18 protein-coding genes and 3 pseudogenes are annotated in these 16,521 nt (G+C 71.9%); 9 read left to right on the forward strand and 12 right to left on the reverse strand.

Translation table 11 applies throughout. The features are described from left to right. Positions 1-172 precede the first annotated feature (172 nt). Both hemC and Pma05_RS30655 read left to right on the forward strand, forming a co-directional pair. A complete protein-coding gene (hemC, locus tag Pma05_RS30650; RefSeq protein WP_239313412.1) occupies positions 173-1,174 on the forward strand; it encodes a hydroxymethylbilane synthase in 1,002 nt (333 codons plus the stop codon). Next, positions 1,171-1,674: an NUDIX domain-containing protein gene (locus Pma05_RS30655; RefSeq protein WP_203860983.1), complete on the forward strand. Its 504-nt coding sequence runs from the start codon at positions 1,171-1,173 to the stop codon at positions 1,672-1,674. The genes hemC and Pma05_RS30655 overlap by 4 nt, the downstream gene beginning before the upstream one ends. Before the next feature lie 268 nt (positions 1,675-1,942). Here Pma05_RS30655 and Pma05_RS30660 read toward each other — a convergent pair. The 7 genes and pseudogenes from Pma05_RS30660 to Pma05_RS30685 all read right to left on the reverse strand — a co-directional run. Continuing rightward, positions 1,943-2,566: pseudogene (locus Pma05_RS30660) on the reverse strand (lytic polysaccharide monooxygenase auxiliary activity family 9 protein); the annotation flags it as partial. 299 nt (positions 2,567-2,865) lie between these two features. Further along, on the reverse strand, positions 2,866-3,306 hold the full coding sequence (locus Pma05_RS30665; RefSeq protein ID WP_203860984.1) for a cupin domain-containing protein: 441 nt from the start codon (positions 3,304-3,306) through the stop codon (positions 2,866-2,868). A gap of 127 nt (positions 3,307-3,433) precedes the next feature. Further along, positions 3,434-4,018 carry a hypothetical protein gene (locus tag Pma05_RS30670; protein ID WP_203860985.1) on the reverse strand — a complete coding sequence of 195 codons (585 nt, stop codon included), beginning with the start codon at positions 4,016-4,018 and terminating at the stop codon, positions 3,434-3,436. Between the two features lie 371 nt (positions 4,019-4,389). After that, a complete protein-coding gene (locus Pma05_RS42955; protein ID WP_239313414.1) occupies positions 4,390-4,845 on the reverse strand; it encodes a DUF6069 family protein in 456 nt (151 codons plus the stop codon). Continuing rightward, positions 4,842-5,138, reverse strand: a complete 297-nt coding sequence (locus tag Pma05_RS42960) for a cupin domain-containing protein (protein ID WP_239313416.1) — start codon at positions 5,136-5,138, stop codon at positions 4,842-4,844. Before Pma05_RS42960 ends, Pma05_RS42955 begins: the two co-directional genes overlap by 4 nt. Before the next feature lie 5 nt (positions 5,139-5,143). Beyond that, positions 5,144-6,157 (reverse strand): RNA polymerase subunit sigma-70, encoded by a 1,014-nt coding sequence (locus Pma05_RS30680; RefSeq protein ID WP_203860986.1) that lies wholly within the window; start codon positions 6,155-6,157, stop codon positions 5,144-5,146. Positions 6,158-6,395: 238 nt separating this feature from the next. Beyond that, positions 6,396-6,902: a macro domain-containing protein gene (locus Pma05_RS30685; protein ID WP_203860987.1), complete on the reverse strand. Its 507-nt coding sequence runs from the start codon at positions 6,900-6,902 to the stop codon at positions 6,396-6,398. Between the two features lie 133 nt (positions 6,903-7,035). Between Pma05_RS30685 and Pma05_RS30690 the strand changes: the two genes are divergently transcribed. Together Pma05_RS30690 and Pma05_RS30695 are read left to right on the forward strand one after the other, a co-directional pair. Further along, on the forward strand, positions 7,036-7,614 hold the full coding sequence (locus tag Pma05_RS30690) for an HhH-GPD-type base excision DNA repair protein (protein WP_203860988.1): 579 nt from the start codon (positions 7,036-7,038) through the stop codon (positions 7,612-7,614). A 157-nt stretch (positions 7,615-7,771) separates the two neighbouring features. Next, positions 7,772-8,989 (forward strand): low temperature requirement protein A, encoded by a 1,218-nt coding sequence (locus Pma05_RS30695; RefSeq protein ID WP_203860989.1) that lies wholly within the window; start codon positions 7,772-7,774, stop codon positions 8,987-8,989. Between the two features lie 33 nt (positions 8,990-9,022). On the opposite strand, the gene Pma05_RS30700 is transcribed toward Pma05_RS30695, so the two are convergent. Together Pma05_RS30700 and Pma05_RS30705 are read right to left on the reverse strand one after the other, a co-directional pair. Next, positions 9,023-9,430 (reverse strand): YlcI/YnfO family protein, encoded by a 408-nt coding sequence (locus Pma05_RS30700; RefSeq protein WP_239313418.1) that lies wholly within the window; start codon positions 9,428-9,430, stop codon positions 9,023-9,025. Next, positions 9,427-9,714 (reverse strand): hypothetical protein, encoded by a 288-nt coding sequence (locus Pma05_RS30705; RefSeq protein ID WP_203860990.1) that lies wholly within the window; start codon positions 9,712-9,714, stop codon positions 9,427-9,429. Before Pma05_RS30705 ends, Pma05_RS30700 begins: the two co-directional genes overlap by 4 nt. 156 nt (positions 9,715-9,870) lie before the next feature. On the opposite strand from Pma05_RS30705, the gene Pma05_RS30710 reads away from it, so the two are divergent. Both Pma05_RS30710 and Pma05_RS30715 read left to right on the forward strand, forming a co-directional pair. Further along, positions 9,871-10,227, forward strand: a complete 357-nt coding sequence (locus Pma05_RS30710; protein WP_203860991.1) for a DUF3099 domain-containing protein — start codon at positions 9,871-9,873, stop codon at positions 10,225-10,227. Between the two features lie 144 nt (positions 10,228-10,371). Further along, on the forward strand, positions 10,372-10,749 hold the full coding sequence (locus Pma05_RS30715) for a DUF4259 domain-containing protein (RefSeq protein WP_203860992.1): 378 nt from the start codon (positions 10,372-10,374) through the stop codon (positions 10,747-10,749). Positions 10,750-10,936: 187 nt separating this feature from the next. On the opposite strand, the pseudogene Pma05_RS30720 reads toward Pma05_RS30715, so the two are convergent. Next, positions 10,937-11,902, reverse strand: a pseudogene (locus Pma05_RS30720) (carbohydrate kinase family protein); the annotation flags it as partial. Next, complete coding sequence (locus tag Pma05_RS30725; protein ID WP_203860994.1) at positions 11,902-12,819, reverse strand: pseudouridine-5'-phosphate glycosidase; 918 nt, start codon at positions 12,817-12,819, stop codon at positions 11,902-11,904. The pseudogene Pma05_RS30720 and the gene Pma05_RS30725, both read right to left, overlap by 1 nt. 106 nt (positions 12,820-12,925) lie before the next feature. On the opposite strand from Pma05_RS30725, the gene Pma05_RS30730 reads away from it, so the two are divergent. The 3 genes and pseudogenes from Pma05_RS30730 (at position 12,926) to Pma05_RS30740 (ending at position 15,959) form a co-directional block, all read left to right on the forward strand. Further along, on the forward strand, positions 12,926-13,144 hold the full coding sequence (locus Pma05_RS30730) for a DUF3039 domain-containing protein (RefSeq protein ID WP_203860995.1): 219 nt from the start codon (positions 12,926-12,928) through the stop codon (positions 13,142-13,144). A gap of 38 nt (positions 13,145-13,182) precedes the next feature. Beyond that, positions 13,183-13,821: pseudogene (locus Pma05_RS30735) on the forward strand (trimeric intracellular cation channel family protein); the annotation flags it as partial. A 416-nt stretch (positions 13,822-14,237) separates the two neighbouring features. After that, on the forward strand, positions 14,238-15,959 hold the full coding sequence (locus Pma05_RS30740; RefSeq protein ID WP_203860996.1) for a DEAD/DEAH box helicase: 1,722 nt from the start codon (positions 14,238-14,240) through the stop codon (positions 15,957-15,959). A gap of 190 nt (positions 15,960-16,149) precedes the next feature. Here Pma05_RS30740 and Pma05_RS30745 read toward each other — a convergent pair whose 3' ends face one another. Further along, positions 16,150-16,383 carry a DUF7455 domain-containing protein gene (locus tag Pma05_RS30745; protein WP_203860997.1) on the reverse strand — a complete coding sequence of 78 codons (234 nt, stop codon included), beginning with the start codon at positions 16,381-16,383 and terminating at the stop codon, positions 16,150-16,152. Between the last annotated feature and the right edge of the window lie 138 nt (positions 16,384-16,521).

Genomic DNA, 16,521 nt, shown 5'->3' on the forward strand with positions numbered 1-16,521 from the left:
CACCGACAGGCGAAGCGCCCCGGGTCGCTGTTGTCCTCTCCGACACCGGCCCGGGGCGCTGAGCGCCGGTCCTACCGGCCGGGGTACTTTGCTCTTGCCGCCCCGGCGAATATGTCCGAATAGCAGCAAAGATCGTATCCCCTCACTACGGATTGAAGTCGGAGCGGAATCGATGACAACGGCATCGGCGGGCGCTTTCTATGCAGAGCTGTCCGACCGGCTCGGGGGCGGAAGCGTGCGGATCGGAACCCGTACAACTCCCTTGGCGCTGGCGCAGACGGATCGGGTGATTGACGCCCTGCGGATGGTCGTCCCGGGGCTATCCACGACGATTGTGAAGATCCAAACTTCCGCCGACCTCTGGAGCGGGGATCTGTCGCAGTTCGGCGGGAAGGGCAACTTCACGAAGGAAATCGATCGGGCGCTGATAGCGGGCCGGGTGGACATTGCCGTTCACAGCATGAAGGACGTACCCGGAGATGTGCCGTTGCCGCCCGGAACCGAGTTCGGCGCGTACCTGGAGCGCGGCGACGTTCACGACGTGGTGATCATTCGTGACGGCGGTCCGCTCGCCGAGCTGGCGGCCGGGGCGAGGATCGGAACGTCGGCCGTCCGGCGCCGCGCGCAGCTTGCCTTGTACCGCCCGGATCTCATCCTTGAGCGGGTACGCGGCGGCATCGACAGCCGGATCAAGAAATTGGACGGCGGGGAGTACGACGCGCTGATCCTTGCCCGGACCGGTCTTGAGCGCATCGGCCTACAAGACCGGATCACGGAAGTACTGCCGACAGCTTGGAGCGACGGCAAGACCATTGCGATGGTCCCGGCCGTTGGCGCGGCCGTGATCGGGGTTCAGGCTCGCAGCTCGGACGGCCCGATCATGCGCCTCCTACAGGAGATCAGCCATGCGGCGACGGCTACGGCGATCACGGCTGAGCGGGTGATGCTGCACATGCTTCAGGGGCACTGCAACTCCCCGATTGCCGGGCACGCCCACGTTGCCCCGGACGGCAAGCTGAGCCTGTTCGGCATGGTGTTCAACCGGGACGGGTCCGCGTGGGTGCGCGCGCACAACTGGGGACCGACGGACGATCCGGCATCCCTCGGCGCGGTCGTCGCCGGTGACCTCCTCCACCAAGGCGCCCGGCGCCTCATCATGGCGACCCGGAAATGAACCGCCAGGTTCCCGCACATCCCGCTACCGCCCGAGGGCTGATCTCCGATCCGGCCGGCCGATGGCTGATCGTCCGTCCTACGGGCCGCGAGTGGTGGCACCTCCCCGGCGGACTCATCGAACAGGACGAGTCACCGGCCGAGGCGTGCCAGCGGGAGGTACGCGAAGAGATCGGCCTCGACCTGCTTCCCGGCCGCCTGCTGGTTGTCGGCTGGAATCCGCCACGTCGACCCGGGAGCCGCGCCCGATTCACCTTCGTCTTCAGCATGGGCCGGCACAACCCGGAAGCAGTCGCGGCCCGTATCCGGCTACAGCCGACAGAGGTTGACGCGTGGCAGTTCGCCCGGCCGGACGATGCCAGGTCCCTACTGCACCCGGACTCGGCCGGCCGGCTTACCCGAATGGGCGAGGAGATCTACACCGAAGGTCCGCGCTGCCCGGTTCCGGCGGTTCCGGTCGCCCGGCTGCCGTCCCGGCGGGAGAGCAACAGCGGGCCTTGACCCTCGGCCCCACATACAGACCCGCCCCGGGTGCGCGCCGTCTTCGACGCGGCCCGGGGCGGTCCGTCCGGAGACGGCCGTTCTCGACGGGATGCCGCCGCCGGATCGGGCCGGTGGCATCCCGTCGGGAGCGGCACGGTTCGCCGCGCGAGGGCTGGCCGGGCGACGTACTCGCGGCCGGACGGGCCACGGGCCGGAGCTTCCGAACGTCAGAGCGTCAGAGCTTCCGAACGTCAGAGCCCCAGAGCCCCAGAGCTTCAGGGCGTCAGAACGTCACGTCCGAGCAGCCGTAGAAGGTCTCCGTGCTGTCGGAGCGGGTCCACACCGAGTAGATGATGTGGTGGCCACTCTTGCCGGACGGCAGTCGACCGGTCCAGTAGTAGTGACCGTCGTTGCTGCCCACGCTGCCCCGCTGCGGCGGGTTGGTGACCGAGGAGAACGGCGTCGACTCCAGGTCGCTCCAGGCGAGCGGGCGGGTGGGGCTCCAGGTGTTCCGGGTGACGTACAGGTCGAACCGGCCGGGGTGCGCGGCCCAGTTGCTGTACCGGAACTCGATGCTCGCGCCCGAGCTGACCTGGGCCTTCGGGAAGTCGTTCCGGGCCAGGTCCCAGCCCCGGTAGGTGGAGTTGCCGCCGCTGCACAGTTGGCCGTCCGGGATGAAGCCCTGGGTCCGGCCGGCGCCGTCCGAGCGGAGCACGCTGAACCAGTTGTAGAGCGGGTAGACGCTGCTCACGTTGGCCGCGGCGACGCAGCCGGGGTTCTTGTTGACGATGTTGCCCTGCGGGGTCAGGCCGTCCCGGTAGCACGCGTACGTCCGGCTCGCCGGAACCATCAGCGCGCCGTGTGCGTTGGCCGGGTTCGGCGAGATCACCGTCAGGAGGCCGGCGGTCAGTACGGCGGTGACGCCGACGACCGTCAGTCTGCGCAGGAGTTTCACGAGTCGATCCCTTCTGTTCGACCGCTGCCGGAGGTGTCGTCGGGCGGCGCGGTCGGGTGGAGTCCGGCGGGGCGGGCGGGCGTGATGGTGGCGTCCGCTCTGCCCGGTCACCGGCTACTGGCATCAGGCCCGGATCCCACACGCGCGGTACGGTTGCCCCCGTACTGCGGCGGTATGAACCATTGCAGCACGGGCCGCCGACTCAATCAATAGGTGTCGATCGATGCCTGCGAGCGGGTCGGTAAGCGGTCGGTTCAGGCCAGTTGGAAGTCGGCGAAGTCGAAGCCGGGCGCCACCACGCAGCTCACCAGGACCGACTGGTCGCCCGCCGGCTCGGCCGACTGCCAGACGCCGCCGGGGATCACCACCTGTGGCCGCTCACCGGCGGGCAGGTCCGGGCCGAGTCGCAGTTCGGTCGGCTCCTCCGCCGGCACCTCGGCCGCGCCGCCGAGCCACAGCCGCAGCGGGCCGCCCGAGTGCCAGAGCCACAGCTCGTCGGAGCGGACGACGTGCCAGCGGGACCGCTCCCCGGGGTGCAGCAGGAAGTAGATCGCGGTGGCGGCGGCACGCGGTCCGGAGTATCCGTCCGGGGTGAAGGCGTGCGCCGAGCGCCAGGTCTCGCGGAACCAGCCGCCCTCCGGGTGCGGGGCCAGGTCGAGTTGCTCGGCCAGCGGGGGCCGGTGCGGCGTCGTCACGGGTCGACCTCCACTTGGGTACGCCGGGCCGGCCCGGCACCCGACGAACCGGAAGTCTACCGAGCGGGGTACGCCCCGACGGCCGGACGGCGGCGGGTACGACCTCGGTCCGGTCGAGCCGAGCGGGTCAGAGCCCGGCCGCCTCGTCGTACCGGCGGCGCAGGTTGGACATCTCCGAGTCGTCCAGTGCCTCCTTGAGCGCCAGCTCCTCGTACTTGTCCGGGAACATCTCCTTGAGCCGGTCGACGAACCAGACGTCCTCGGTCGCCTCGACCACCTGGATGCCCGGCGGTTCGGTGGACATGTCCACGATCAGCGGACCGGCCAGCTTGACCGCCCAGTCCCAGGGGCGCTGCTGCTCGGCGACCCCGCAGAGGTGGAAGCCGTAGACCGTCTTCACCTCGGCGAGCGTGCTGACGCCGGCCGGCTCGAAGCCGTAGACGCGCACCCCGCAGATGATCGACGGCTTCTTGCCGTCCTTCCCGGCGGTCGCCTGCGTGTCGTGGCCCGCGTGCTGGTGCTGCGCCGGGTCGGCCGATTCCAGCGTGGTACGCAGCCGGGTCGTGATCTGCCCCCGCAGATCCGGCGGCCCGGCCTCCGAACCGGCCGTGTTGACCAGTACGACCGTGCCGGCCGACACCGCCAGCAGGATGACCGCCACCCACACGAAGCGGTTGCGGTACCACCCCGCGAAACTGTTCCGGGTAATCATGATCGTGTCTCATCTCGTCGCCGGGTTGGTGCGTTGGCAGATCTCGTCGGACGCGCCGACCCGTGCTGGGTAGGTGTCCGTCGTTGTCGAAACTGGCCCGGCGAACGCGGCGCGGAGCTGGCGCGGCGCGGATCTGGCGTCGAGGCGGCGCGCTGGCGGCGCTGCGGTGCTCCCGTGCTGGCCGTTTCCCAGTGCGGTTGCCCCCGCGCTGCGGCGATATGAGCCATTCCAGCACGCCCCGCCCCGCCCCGGCAACATCGACGGCCCTCAGCGTCCCATCCGATCCGACCTCCGCTCCGCCCCCGCACCGGGGGCCACGTCAGTGCGCTCGCGCACGCGCTTGCGTCGCGCGTTGTCCCGTTGCGGGATCGTCAGTCGGTCCGGGGGCGGAGGCTCCGCGCCAGGGTGGGGATCATCACCGCCGCAGGGACGAGGTGTAGCCCGATGAGGGCGGTGATGGCGGCGGTGTCTGCCCCGGAGATGACGGGCGGGACCATCGAGATCGCGGTCAGCGACACTGCCGTCCACACGAATCGCTCGGCGGGGCGAGCGCTCCAACGAAGAAGAGCGACGGCGATGACGACGCCCACGACCGAGAAGAAGCCGGTCACCACGGCGAACCCGGACAACGGGATCGTCTCGCCGCCGTCGGGGATCTCGAAGTCGACGCCAACGGCCTGGGCAAGCGCGGCGGCGAGGGTGGTGGCCACCATCGCCGCGAGCGTGGCGATGAAGCCGGTGACGGCGAGCCCGCGGAATCGGTGGGTGTGGCTGGTCCGACCCGATGCCGGGCCTGCGACGACCCCGGTGTCGTTCATGCTGTTCATGTCGTTCCTCCGTCATTCGGTAACTGGCGTACGGGCTGTGTCGACTGGCAGGTGGCGGTCCTGGTCCTGGGCGTGACGATGCGTACCCTCGCCGTGCGACGGCCGGGGTTGCGCAGGGCGCGGACGCCGGTGCCGCGGAGCCAGAACCCGGCGTCGCGGCCGAGGACCGGCCCGGGCTCGCCGTCGCGCAGCTCCAGTTGGACCTGGCCTCGGGTGACGACGGCGAAGGCGTGGGACCACTCGGCCGCGACGACCGGGACGCGCGCGCCGGGGCGCAGCGTGAGCGTCCACACCGGGACTACTCCGTGCCGTCCGCCGGCAGGTGCTCCGGCAGCCCGAGCCGCGGGAACTGGTCGTCGTGGAAGGTGACGATCTCGGTGATCGCCCCGCCGGTGACGCGCAGGACGTCGATCGTCAGCGGCAGGTACGCGCCCTCCTGCTCCCGCCAGTGGTAGAAGGCGACGGCGGGCTGGCGGTTCACGGAGGTGGGGATGCCGCGCAGGTTCTTCATGCTCGGGAAGCCGCTCTCGACCCAGTCGTTCACCACCGCGTCGCGGCCGACGTGCAGGCCCGGCGTGGGCGGCATCGAGCACCGGACGTCGTCCCGCAGCATTGCGGCGAGCCGGTCGACGTCCGTGGCCACGCAGGCCTCGGTGAAGCGGCGTACCAGCTCGCGCGTCCCGGCGTCCTCCTCGCCGCCGGTCCAGTCCTGCCGCTCGGCGGGCAGGTGCTCCCGCATGCCGGCGCGGGCCCGCTGTAGCGCGCTGTTCACGGAGTTGACGGAGTCCCCGAGGAGCTCCGCGACGTCCTTCGCCGGCCAGCCGAGCACGTCCCGCAGGATCAGCACGGCCCGCGGGCGCGGCGCGAGGTGCTGGACGGCGACCAGGTACGCCAGCTCGATCGTCTCCCGCGCGACGGCGACGGTCTCCGGCTCGTCCGCGTGGCCCGCGGGCAGCTCGTCCAGCAGCCGGTCCGGGTAGGGCTGCAACCACAGCACCTCGCCGCCGGTCGCAGGCTCCGGGCGGCACTTGGCGAGCAGGTCCAGGCAGGCGTTGGTGGCGATCCGGTACAGCCAGGCCCGGAACGTCGACCGCCCCTCGAAGGTTTCCCGCCGCCGCCAGGCACGAAGGAACGTCTCCTGTACGGTGTCCTCGGCGTCCTCGAACGACCCGAGCATCCGGTAGCAGTGCACGTGCAGTTCCCGCCGGTGCCGCTCCGCCAGCCCCGAGAACGCCGGCTCGTCGACCTCGCCCAGCCCGCTCCCGCCCAGCCCGCTCATGCCCAGCTCCTCCAGCCGCATTTCCACACCCATGACGTCATCCTTCCGGCTCGTCGTGTCCTGTCGTAGGTATGACGGGTGCGGGCGCGACAACTCATCACCAGGGTCGGTCGGCATGGAGGATCCAGGCTTGATCTTGGCGCCGAGCACCGACTCACCCGGGAGATGGCCGGCAATCACGGCTTGCGGGCCCGGCCCGAGTGGGAGGCTCGTCCAGCCGAGGGCTCGTACGGCCGCGTCGGCCGGGAACGGGTCGCGCGCCGGCCGGGGATCAGCCCGACGCCGGTGGTGCGTCGAAGGCGGAGGCGGAGGCGGGCACCGGGATGGCCGCCGGAGCGAAGACCACGACGCGGATGCCCGGCATCCGGTCGGCCGCCCGCTCGATCAGCGGCCGGACGTCGCTCCACCGGAGGCCACCGTTGCCGCAGCCCAGTGCCGGGACGGCGACGGAGCCGACGGCACGCTCGGCGACCACCTCGACCAGCGAATCGAGCCCGGCCGCGATGTCCGGCAGCCGGGAGCGGCTGCGCCAGTGCCGCTTGGTCGGAAAGTTGATGATGTATCGCCGAGGGCCGGGTACGGCGTTGTCGTGGACCCAGACCGTCCCGATCCGAAGCGCGTCGCTGGCGCAGGCCGCACGGTAGGCGGCGAAGTTTGCCGGATAGGCCCGCTTGAACGCCAGCGCGAGGCCCTTGCCCATCACGCCGACCGTGTTGACCGCGTTGACCAGGGCATCGACATTGGCGGCGAGCAGGTCGCCGCGCCCCTCTTCGATCATCTCCGCACCTCTCGCCCGGTAACGGTGTCTAACAGCCCGGTCCGACGATTTCTCGGCTCCGGTACCCCGCCGACCGGCCGTACCCGTCCGGGGGCGTTCTCTCGGTGCCGGAATGAGCAGGCAAGATAGCCGCATGACGCTCTCGCTGCCCATCGACGCCGAAGCGAACGAACTGCTCCGGCGTGACCCGCTGGCACTGCTGATCGGCATGGTCCTGGACCAGCAGGTCAGCATGGAGAAGGCATTCGCCGGCCCGTACGAGTTGGTGAAGCGGCTCGGCCACCCGCCGGACGCGGCCGAGTTGGCCGCCTTCGATCCGGAGGCGCTGACAGTGATCTTCGCCGAGCGCCCCGCCCTGCACCGGTTTCCCAAGGCGATGGCCGGCCGGGTGCAGGAGGTGTGCCGGACCCTCGTCGAGCGGTACGACGGTGACCCGAGCCGGCTCTGGTCGGAGGCCGAGGACGGCCGCGAGCTGCTGAAGCGGATCACCGGGTTGCCCGGGTTCGGCAAGCAGAAGGGGCAGATCTTCCTCGCCCTGCTCGGCAAGCGCTTCGGTGTCCAGCCGCCCGGCTGGCGCGAGGCGGCCGGCGACTACGGCGTCGACGGTGCCCACTACTCGGTCGCCGACGTGGTGGACGAGACGTCGCTGGCCAAGGTACGCCAGCACAAGCAGCAGATGAAGGCCGCCGCCAAGGCTGCCGCACCCAGCTGACCCCTCGGCACCAGTCCGACCCGCCGGCAGCGCCCGGGCGGGTGCTGGCTCGTTGAGTGTTGAGATCGTCGACACTCAGGGGGCGACGTGGTGGCTGCGACGGCTCCGAGCCGGGTACGTCTCGGACCGCCGACCGGACCCGCCGGGCTGACGCCGGATGGCTGAGACACCCGTGGACCCGGTGCTGCGGGCCGAGTCCAGTTCGCAGCGGGCCACCTTCCTGGAACTCTTCCTCGATCTGGTCTTCGTCTTCGCGCTCACCCGGGTCTCCCAACGACTGGTCGAGGACTTCACCACCGATCAGCGCATCCTGCTCTCCGAGGCCGGCCAGACCCTGGTGCTCTTCCTGGCGCTCTGGCTGATCTGGGCGTCGACGGCCTGGGTCACCAGCACCCTGGAGCCCGAGGCGTTCGCCGTGCAGGGCGTCGTGGTGATCACCGTGGTGTGCAGCATGGTGGTGGCGGTCGCGTTGCCAGAGGGGTTCGGCGATCGGGGCCTCATCTTCGTCGTCGCCTACCTCGCGGTCCAGTTCGGCCGGATCGGGTTCTTCCTGCTCGCCACCCGTGGCCGGATCATCGCGGGCGACCCCGCGGCGCCGAAGCGGGTGCTCTTCTGGACCGCGCTGACCGCCGTGCCGTGGCTCGTCGGCGGACTGGCCGGCGAGAGCGTCCTCCGTGGGGTGCTCTGGAGCGTCGCGGTAGGCGTGGACTATCTCGGGTTCACGCTGGGCTGGCCGACCCCGCGACTCGGACGCTCGCAGTACGGCACGCAGCCGTTCGCCGGGGAGCACCTGGCCGAGCGCTACCAGCAATTCCTGTTGATCGCGCTCGGCGAGTTGATCCTCGTCACCGGGATCACGTTCAGTGGCGGTGGTGGCGCCTTCACTCCGGCCCGGACCGGTGCGCTGGGCCTGGCGCTGCTGACCACGGTGCTGCTCTGGCGGATCTACTTCTACCGGGCCGGGCACGTGCTGCCGACCGCGATCATCCAGGCCCGGGATCCGGCCCGGCTCGGCCTCTCGGCCGCGTACACGCACCTGATCATGATTGCCGGGATCGTGCTCACCGGGGTCGGCTACGAGCTGACCATCACCCACCCGTTCGGGCACATCGTGCCCGCCTGGCTGATCGCCATCCTGGGCGGACCCGCGCTCTTCCTGGCCGGGCGGGCTGGCTTCGAGTTCCAGGTGTTCGGGCGAATCTCCTGGCCCCGGGTCGCCGGAGTGGTCCTGCTGGGTGCGACGGCGCCGACGATGGGCCGGCTGCCGCTGCTGGCGGTGGCCGGCACCACCGCCGGGATACTGCTCGGAGTCGCCGTCTCCGACCTGCGCCGCTCGCGTGGCCGCGCGCCGGAGCAGCCAGCACCGCCGATCTGACCGGCCCTCGTCAGCGTCAGGCCCTCGTCGGCGTCAGGCGGCGGTCGGGTGGGCGAGCGCGGCCAGGGCCCGGCGTACGTCGGCCAGTGACACCGTCGCCGAGTCGTCCAGGTCGGCCAGCCCGGCCTCGATCCACTGCCGCATCAGGGTGGTCACCCCGATGCCCCGCGCCTCGGCGGCCGAGCGGACCCGTTCGTAGGTGTCCAGCGGCAGGCGTACGGAGCGGCTGACCATCGGCACGTCGCTGTCGGGGGTGGGCAGCTCGACCGGCTGCGCGTCGTCGATCAGGTCCGCGAGCTGGTCGCCCCCGGCATGGAACCGCTTGATGGCATCGTCTCGGTGCATCGTCACCGCCTCCTCCTCGTCCCCGTGCTCGATCTCGTGATCGATCCCGGTCTCCTGGTGCGCGATCTCGGGCCCGCCCGGTGAGGTCGGACTCAACGTCGTCGCCCCTGGATCGCCTCCTCGTAGCGCTTGGACTCGATGTCGGTCAGGTCCCGCGCGGAGAGGATGTCCCAGTCGTTGTCAACTTGATCGGCCTCGGCCAGCAGGATGGCCAGTCGTCGCCCGCGCCGTGCCGTGGCGTAGACGACCATCACGTCGTCGCCGAGGTGCCGGATTACCCGTCGGGCGCTGTGCAGCGCCTCCCACACCTCGCCGGGGGTGACGTCGTGGACCGTCAGGTTGCCCAGTGCCTCGTCGGTGAAGCTGAACCTGCTGCCCACGCCGGGGAGCGTACCACGCACGTAACACGCCGGGGGAGTGGCGGACGCGGGCCGCCGCCCCGGCGCCGCTTCCCCGGCGGAGATGCGAGGATGGGGGTGGTATCCCGGGGCGGGAGAGTTCCGGGGAGGACCGACCGCACCCCTTCGGAGGCCGTGGTGAAGCGCCAGGCGTACCAGCCGATCCTGATCACCGACGCCTCGCGCAGCCAGGACGACCAGCTGCGTACCCGCCAGCGCCGGTACATCGTGATGATGTCCATCCGGGCGCTCTGCGTCGTCGTCGGCGCGATCCTGGTCGGTGCCAAGGCACCGCTGCTCTGGCTCTGGCTGCCGCTCTGCGCCGTCGGCATGGTGCTGATCCCGTGGCTGGCGGTGCTGCTCGCGAACGACCGCCCGCCGAAGGAGGAGCACCGGATCGGCGCCAAGCTGCGTCGTACGCACCTCGACGAGACCCCGCCCCGGGCGCTGCCCGCCGAGGAGCGGGCGCACCGGGTGATCGACGCCGAGCCGTGATCCGTACCGGCCGCCCCGGTCGGTAGTCTCGCCCGGGCCGGTGATCGACTTCGCTCACCGGCCGGGCAGCTCGCATGCCCGTCGAGCCACCCGCGCGGAACCCGAACGGCCGGCGTGGAACGCGAACGGTCCGGAGGAGTAGCGGTGGGTAGCTGGGGTTTCGGCAACTTCGACAACGACACCGCGGCGGACCACCTGTCGATCGTCACCAAGCGACTGCTCGACGAGGTCACCGAGGCGATGTCCGGCGACCCGGTCGAGCTCGAGCCGGACGAGTACTGGGGCGTGGCGGTGCCGTGCAACCTCGAACTGCTCTATCGGCTTGCCGAGTTGCCGTACGTCGGCGTGTGCCTGCCGGAGCCGGACGTCGCCATCGAGTGGAAACGGCACTACCTGGCCGTCTGGGACGAGAACATCGGCGGGCTCGTCGAGTCGGCGCAGGCCCGGGAGACCCGCCGGGCCGTTTTGGTCGAGACCTTCGACCGGTTCATCGCGGCGGCCCGACGCGAGGCCACGGACTGAGGTGGCCACGGACTGAGCGGTCACGGACGAAGTGGTCACGAGCGGTCACGGGATGAGCGGGGGCCCGGACGGAGTGGACCGAAAACGGTCGCCGACCGGGCGACCCGATCGGCTGACTGTCCGGTCAGCCGGCGACCTCGGCGGACCCCTCGGCGGCGACTTCCGCCGCGACCTCGGTGGACCCGTCGGCTACCGGTCGGGCACCGAGGGTGCCGACAGCCGCCGCGCCCAGTTCGGCCGCCCGGTCTAGCGCCTCGGCCGTGGACGCCCCGGCGACCCGGGCCGCCAGCAGGCCGGCTGCGAACGCGTCCCCGGCTCCGGTCACGTCCCGCACCGGCACCCGGCGGGCCGGCGCGGAGACCACCTCGCCGCCGCGCTCGGCCCAGACCGCACCGGCGGCCCCGTTCTTCACCACCACGTGCGGGGTCACCTCGGTCAGGGCACCCGCCTGGGCGGCCGGTGAGCCCGGGCCGGCCAGTACCGCCGCCTCGTCCGCGTTGGCGAGCAGCAGGTCGGCATCGCGTACCCAGGACAGGAACGCCGCCGCGCCGACCCGGCGCAGCGGTTCGGCGGAGGCTGCGTCGACGCTGGTGGTGAGGCCGCGCCCGCGCGCGGCGGCCAGCGCCCGCCGCCCGGCCTCCCGCGACCCGGCGTCCAACAGGGTGTACGCGGACAGGTGCAGATGGGTCGCGTCCGCGCTCGCGCCCAGCACGGCCTCCACCTGCTCCGGGGTCAGCCGGAGGTTCGCCCCGCGCTGGGTGACCATGGTCCGCTCCCCGTTCCCGGCCAGCACGATGACGGTGCCGGTCGGTACGTCCGGATGCCGCCGCACCGCACAGCGCACCCCCAGCGCGGTCAGTTCGGCGAGCCGGGACGCGCCCGCGTCGTCCGCGCCGACGGCGCCGACCAGGGTCACCGGGCAGCCCTGCCAGGCCAACCAGGCGGCGGTGTTGGCGGCCTGGCCGCCACCGGTGACCCGGATCTCGGCCGAGGTGTCCGAGCCGGGTGCCACCGGCCCGGCCAGCACCGCCAGCACGTCGGTGACGATGTCGCCGACCACGACGATCCTGGAGCCCGCCCGTGCCGGGCCCGGCCCGCGCCCGCTCGTCCGCACGCCGTCGCGGTCCGGCCCGCCGTGCTCCGGAGTGGTCATCACCGGGTGGCGGCGGCCACGGCGATCTGGGCCGCGAGGGCCGCGTTGCGCAGGATGATCCGGACGTTCACCGCCAGGCTGGCGCCCTCGGTAGCGGAGTGGAAGTGGGCCAGCAGGAACGGGGTGACCGCCTTGCCGGTCACTCCCTCGGCGGCGAGCCGGGCCAGCCCGTCGGCCAGGGTGCGGTCGTGCAGGGCCGGATCGAGCTGCTCGGCGGTGGGGAGCGGGTTGGCTACGATCAGCGCGCCCGGCTGGACGCCGTGCGCGGCCCGGGCCGCCAGTACGGCGGCGACCTGCTCCGGCGAGTCGACCGACCAGTCCAGGTCGAAGCCGCCGTCGGTGACGAAGAAGCCGGGGAACCGGCGGCTGCGGTAGCCGGCCACCGCCACACCGAGCGTCTCCAGCCGTTCCAGCGTCGCGCCGACGTCGAGGATCGACTTCACCCCGGCACAGACCACCGCGATCGGGGTACGGGAGAGCGTGGTCAGGTCGGCCGACTCGTCGAAGGTCTGCGCCGCCTCCCGGTGCACCCCGCCCAGCCCGCCGGTGGCGAAGACCCGGATCCCGGCCGCCGCCGCGACCGCGCTGGTGGCGGCCACCGTGGTCGCCCCGTCCGCCCCGGTCGCGGCGGCCAGTGCCAGGTCGCGTACGGAGAGTTTGGCCACCCCGTCCGAGGAGGCGAGTCGGGTCAACTGGGCGTCGTCGAGGCCCACCACGAGAACGCCCTCGACCATGCCGATGGTGGCCGGCACCGCCCCGTCGGCGCGTACCGCCGCTTCGATCTCGCGGGCCACCCGCAGGTTGTCCGGGCGGGGCAGGCCGTGCGAGACGATGGTGCTCTCGAGGGCGACGACGGGACGGCCGGCGCGCAGTGCCTCGGCCACCTCGGCGCCGTACCGGATCTGGAAATCGGTCACGGCTGACCACCGTACGGGCCGGCACCGGCGGGTGTTCCGGTGGACCGCTCGGCAGTGACCTGCCAAACTTGAGCGTTGGCGGGGTCACTAGGGAGGAATCACTGCCGTGAGCACTCAGGTTCTCGAGCGTCCGGAGCTGAAGGACGCGGACACCGGGCCAGAAATGTTCCACTACGTCCGGAAAGACAAGATCGCCGAGAGCGCGGTCATGGGGACCTTCGTTATCGCACTCTGCGGTGAGACGTTCCCGGTAACCAAGGCCGCCAAGCCGGGCTCGCCGGTCTGCCCGAAGTGCAAGGAGATCTACAACTCCATGCGGGACTGAGCCGGGCCGGGCCACCCCTGCTCGCGTAACATCCTGCGGTGACCGCCGCAGCCGCCCTGCTCCTCGCCGACCTCACCGGTGTGGCGATCTTCGCCGCCTCCGGCGCGTCAGCCGCGGTGGTGAAGCGGCTCGACCTGTTCGGCGTGGTCTTCGTCGGCTTCGTCGCCGCGCTCGGCGGCGGCATCTTCCGGGACCTGGTGATCGGCGACGGGCCACCACTGGCCTTCGCCGACTGGCGGTACGCGGTCACCGCCATGGTCACCGCCGCGGCGGTCTTCTGGCTGCATCCCCAGTTGGCGCGGCTGCGTACCACCGTGCTGGTCCTCGACGCGGCCGGGCTCGGCCTCTTCACCGTCACCGGTACGCTCACCGCGCTGGACGCCGGCCTGCCGCCGGTCGGCGCCGGCATGATCGGCATGATGGCCGGCATCGGCGGCGGACTGGGCCGGGACCTGCTCACCGGGGAGATCCCGGTGGTACTGCGCCGGGAGATCTACGCGGTGGCGGCGCTGGCCGGCGCGGTCGCGGTGGTCGGCCTGGAGCGGGCCGGCCTGGCCGGGCCGGGGCCGCTGATGGCGGCGGCGCTCTTCGTCTTCGCGGTCCGGCTGGTGGCCCTGCGCCGCCGCTGGTCCGCTCCGGTCCCGACCGACCCACCGGCCGGCGACGCTCCCGGCCCGGCGGACGACATCTCCGCCCGCCCGGTCGAAGAACTTCCCGCCCGCCCGGCGGACGACATCTCCGCCCGTTCGGCGGACGACCTCGGCCGTCGCTCGGCGGACGGCCGTGACCGTCGACCCGGCAGGCAGGCGCGCTCGCCGCACGACCGTGCCGTTCCGCCCGACGGGCGGCCCGGGTCGGGCTGACCGGTCCGGACTCCCCGCCGGATCGAGGGTCGCCGACCGGCGTCGCGAAGCGGCCGGAGAGGCTCGGCCGAGGCCCGGGCCGGCGGTGCCAACTGTGCCCGCTGTGGCGTCGGTGTCGCCTGGGTCGGACGGGGCCGGCTGGTTATGCTGGTACGGCCTTCGCGCTCGGTCCGGTCGCGGAGGCGTTTTTCGTGTGGTCGGATACCTGGCCGTCGGAGGGGAGTGTTCGCGTGGGAGCCCGACTGCCGGTTCTTGAGTCGTTTCCGGCGCTGCGGGCGTGGCAGCGTAAGGCGTTGGTGGAATACCTGCGACGCCGCTCCGAGGACTTCCTGGCCGTGGCCACGCCCGGCGCCGGCAAGACCACCTTCGCGCTGCGGATCGCCGCCGAACTGCTCGCCGACGGCACCGTCGAGGCGGTCACGGTGGTCGCCCCGACCGAGCACCTGAAGACCCAGTGGGCCGACGCGGCGGCCCGGGTCGGCATCCAGCTCGACGCCGCGTTCCGCAACGCCGATCTGCACTCCTCGGCGGACTTCCACGGTGCGGTCGTCACCTACGCCCAGGTCGGCATCGCCCCGCAGGTGCACCGCCGCCGGACGATGACCCGACGGACCCTGGTGATCCTCGACGAGATCCACCACGCCGGTGACTCCCGATCCTGGGGCGACGGGGTCAAGGCGGCCTTCGAGCCCGCCGTACGCCGGCTGATGCTGACCGGTACGCCGTTCCGGTCGGACGAGAACCCGATCCCCTTCGTGCTGTACGAGCGGGGCGGCGACGGCCTGCAACGCTCCCGGGCCGACTCCGTGTACGGCTACTCCGACGCGCTCGCCGACGGTGTCGTCCGCCCGGTGATCTTCCTGGCGTACTCGGGGGAGACCCGCTGGCGGACCAGTGCCGGGGACGAGTTGGCCGCCCGGCTGGGCGAGCCGATGACCCAGGACCTGATCGCCCAGGCGTGGCGTACCGCGCTGGACCCGGCCGGGGACTGGATGCCGCAGGTACTCCGGGCCGCCGACGCCCGGTTGCAGGTGCTCCGAGCCGGTGGGGTCTCCGACGCCGCGGGTCTGGTGATCGCCACCGACCAGCAGGCGGCCCGGTCGTACGCCCGGCTGATCGAGCGGATCACCGGTGAGCGGGCGGTGGTGGTGCTCTCCGACGACCAGGGCGCCTCGGCCCGGATCGCCGCCTTCACCGTCTCGGAGCAGCGCTGGATGGTGGCGGTCCGGATGGTCTCCGAGGGGGTCGACATCCCCCGGCTGGCCGTCGGCGTCTACGCGACCAGCGCCTCCACGCCGCTCTTCTTCGCCCAGGCGATCGGGCGGTTCGTCCGGGCCCGCCGGCCCGGCGAGACGGCGTCGGTCTTCCTGCCCAGCGTGCCGCACCTGCTCGGGCTGGCCAGCGAGATGGAGGTCGAGCGGGACCACGTGCTGGGCGAGCCGAAGCGGGACGACGGGCTCGACGACGACCTGCTGGAGCGGGCGCAGCGAACCGAGCAGGCCAGCGGGGAACTGGAGAAGCGGTTCGAGGCGCTCTCCGCGACCGCCGAGCTGGACCAGGTGATCTTCGACGGGGCGTCCTTCGGCACCGCCGCCCAGGCGGGTACGCCGGAGGAGGAGGAATATCTCGGCCTGCCCGGCCTGCTCACCGCCGACCAGGTCGCGGTGCTGCTGAACAAGCGCCAGGCCGAGCAGTTGGCCGCGCAGCGCCGCCGGAAGACCGCCGAGCCGGTGCCGGCGCCCCGGCCGGAGAGCCGCCCGCTCAGCGCGGCGGAGCGGCGGGTCAACCTGCGCCGCCAGCTCAACGCGCTGGTCGCGGCGCACCACCACCGGACCGGGCTGCCACACGGAAAGATCCATGCGGAGTTGCGCCGCCGCTGCGGCGGTCCGCCCAGCGCACAGGCCACCATCGAACAGCTCGAGGAGCGGATCGCCACCGTCCAGACGCTGTGAAGCCGGTGCCGGTGCCGGTGCCGGTGCTGTGGGCGGTGCCGGGGGCGCGGGGCGACACCGGCCACGCGGTGCCGGCGGCCCGTACCGTCCTGCCGCCGATCGCCGGCTCTGTCGGCAATCGGCGGTGTCGGGGAATAGACGACCGGAGGCGCCCACTCGGGGCACCTCCGGTCAACTATGTCCTGTTGGTTTAGTTCGCCATCAACTCGGCGCCACGCCAGCTGAACTCGGGGTCAACCGCGTACCGGACCGTGATCTTCACGAGATCCTCGGCGTACTTGTTCGCGTGATGCCCACAGAACACCAGCTCGCTCCCACCCGCGAGGGTGATCCGAAGCTTGCCGGCGGCGTTACAGCGGTCGCACCGTTCATCGGCGGCTGGGGGAGCCACCGTCTCGGGCGGCGGCGTGAGGGTCGGGGTCATCGCCTTCCTCCTGCGGTCGTCACCGATGAACACTCTCGTCGGTCATTGCTCACCTATCGTGCAACACCCTTGTGGGGTGTGGCCTTCCCAGTGTGCCCCCGGGGGACCGATGTCACACGTGGTAGAGACAGTGTGCCG

It is taken from the genome of Plantactinospora mayteni (genome assembly GCF_016862935.1).
Classification (GTDB): domain Bacteria; phylum Actinomycetota; class Actinomycetes; order Mycobacteriales; family Micromonosporaceae; genus Plantactinospora; species Plantactinospora mayteni.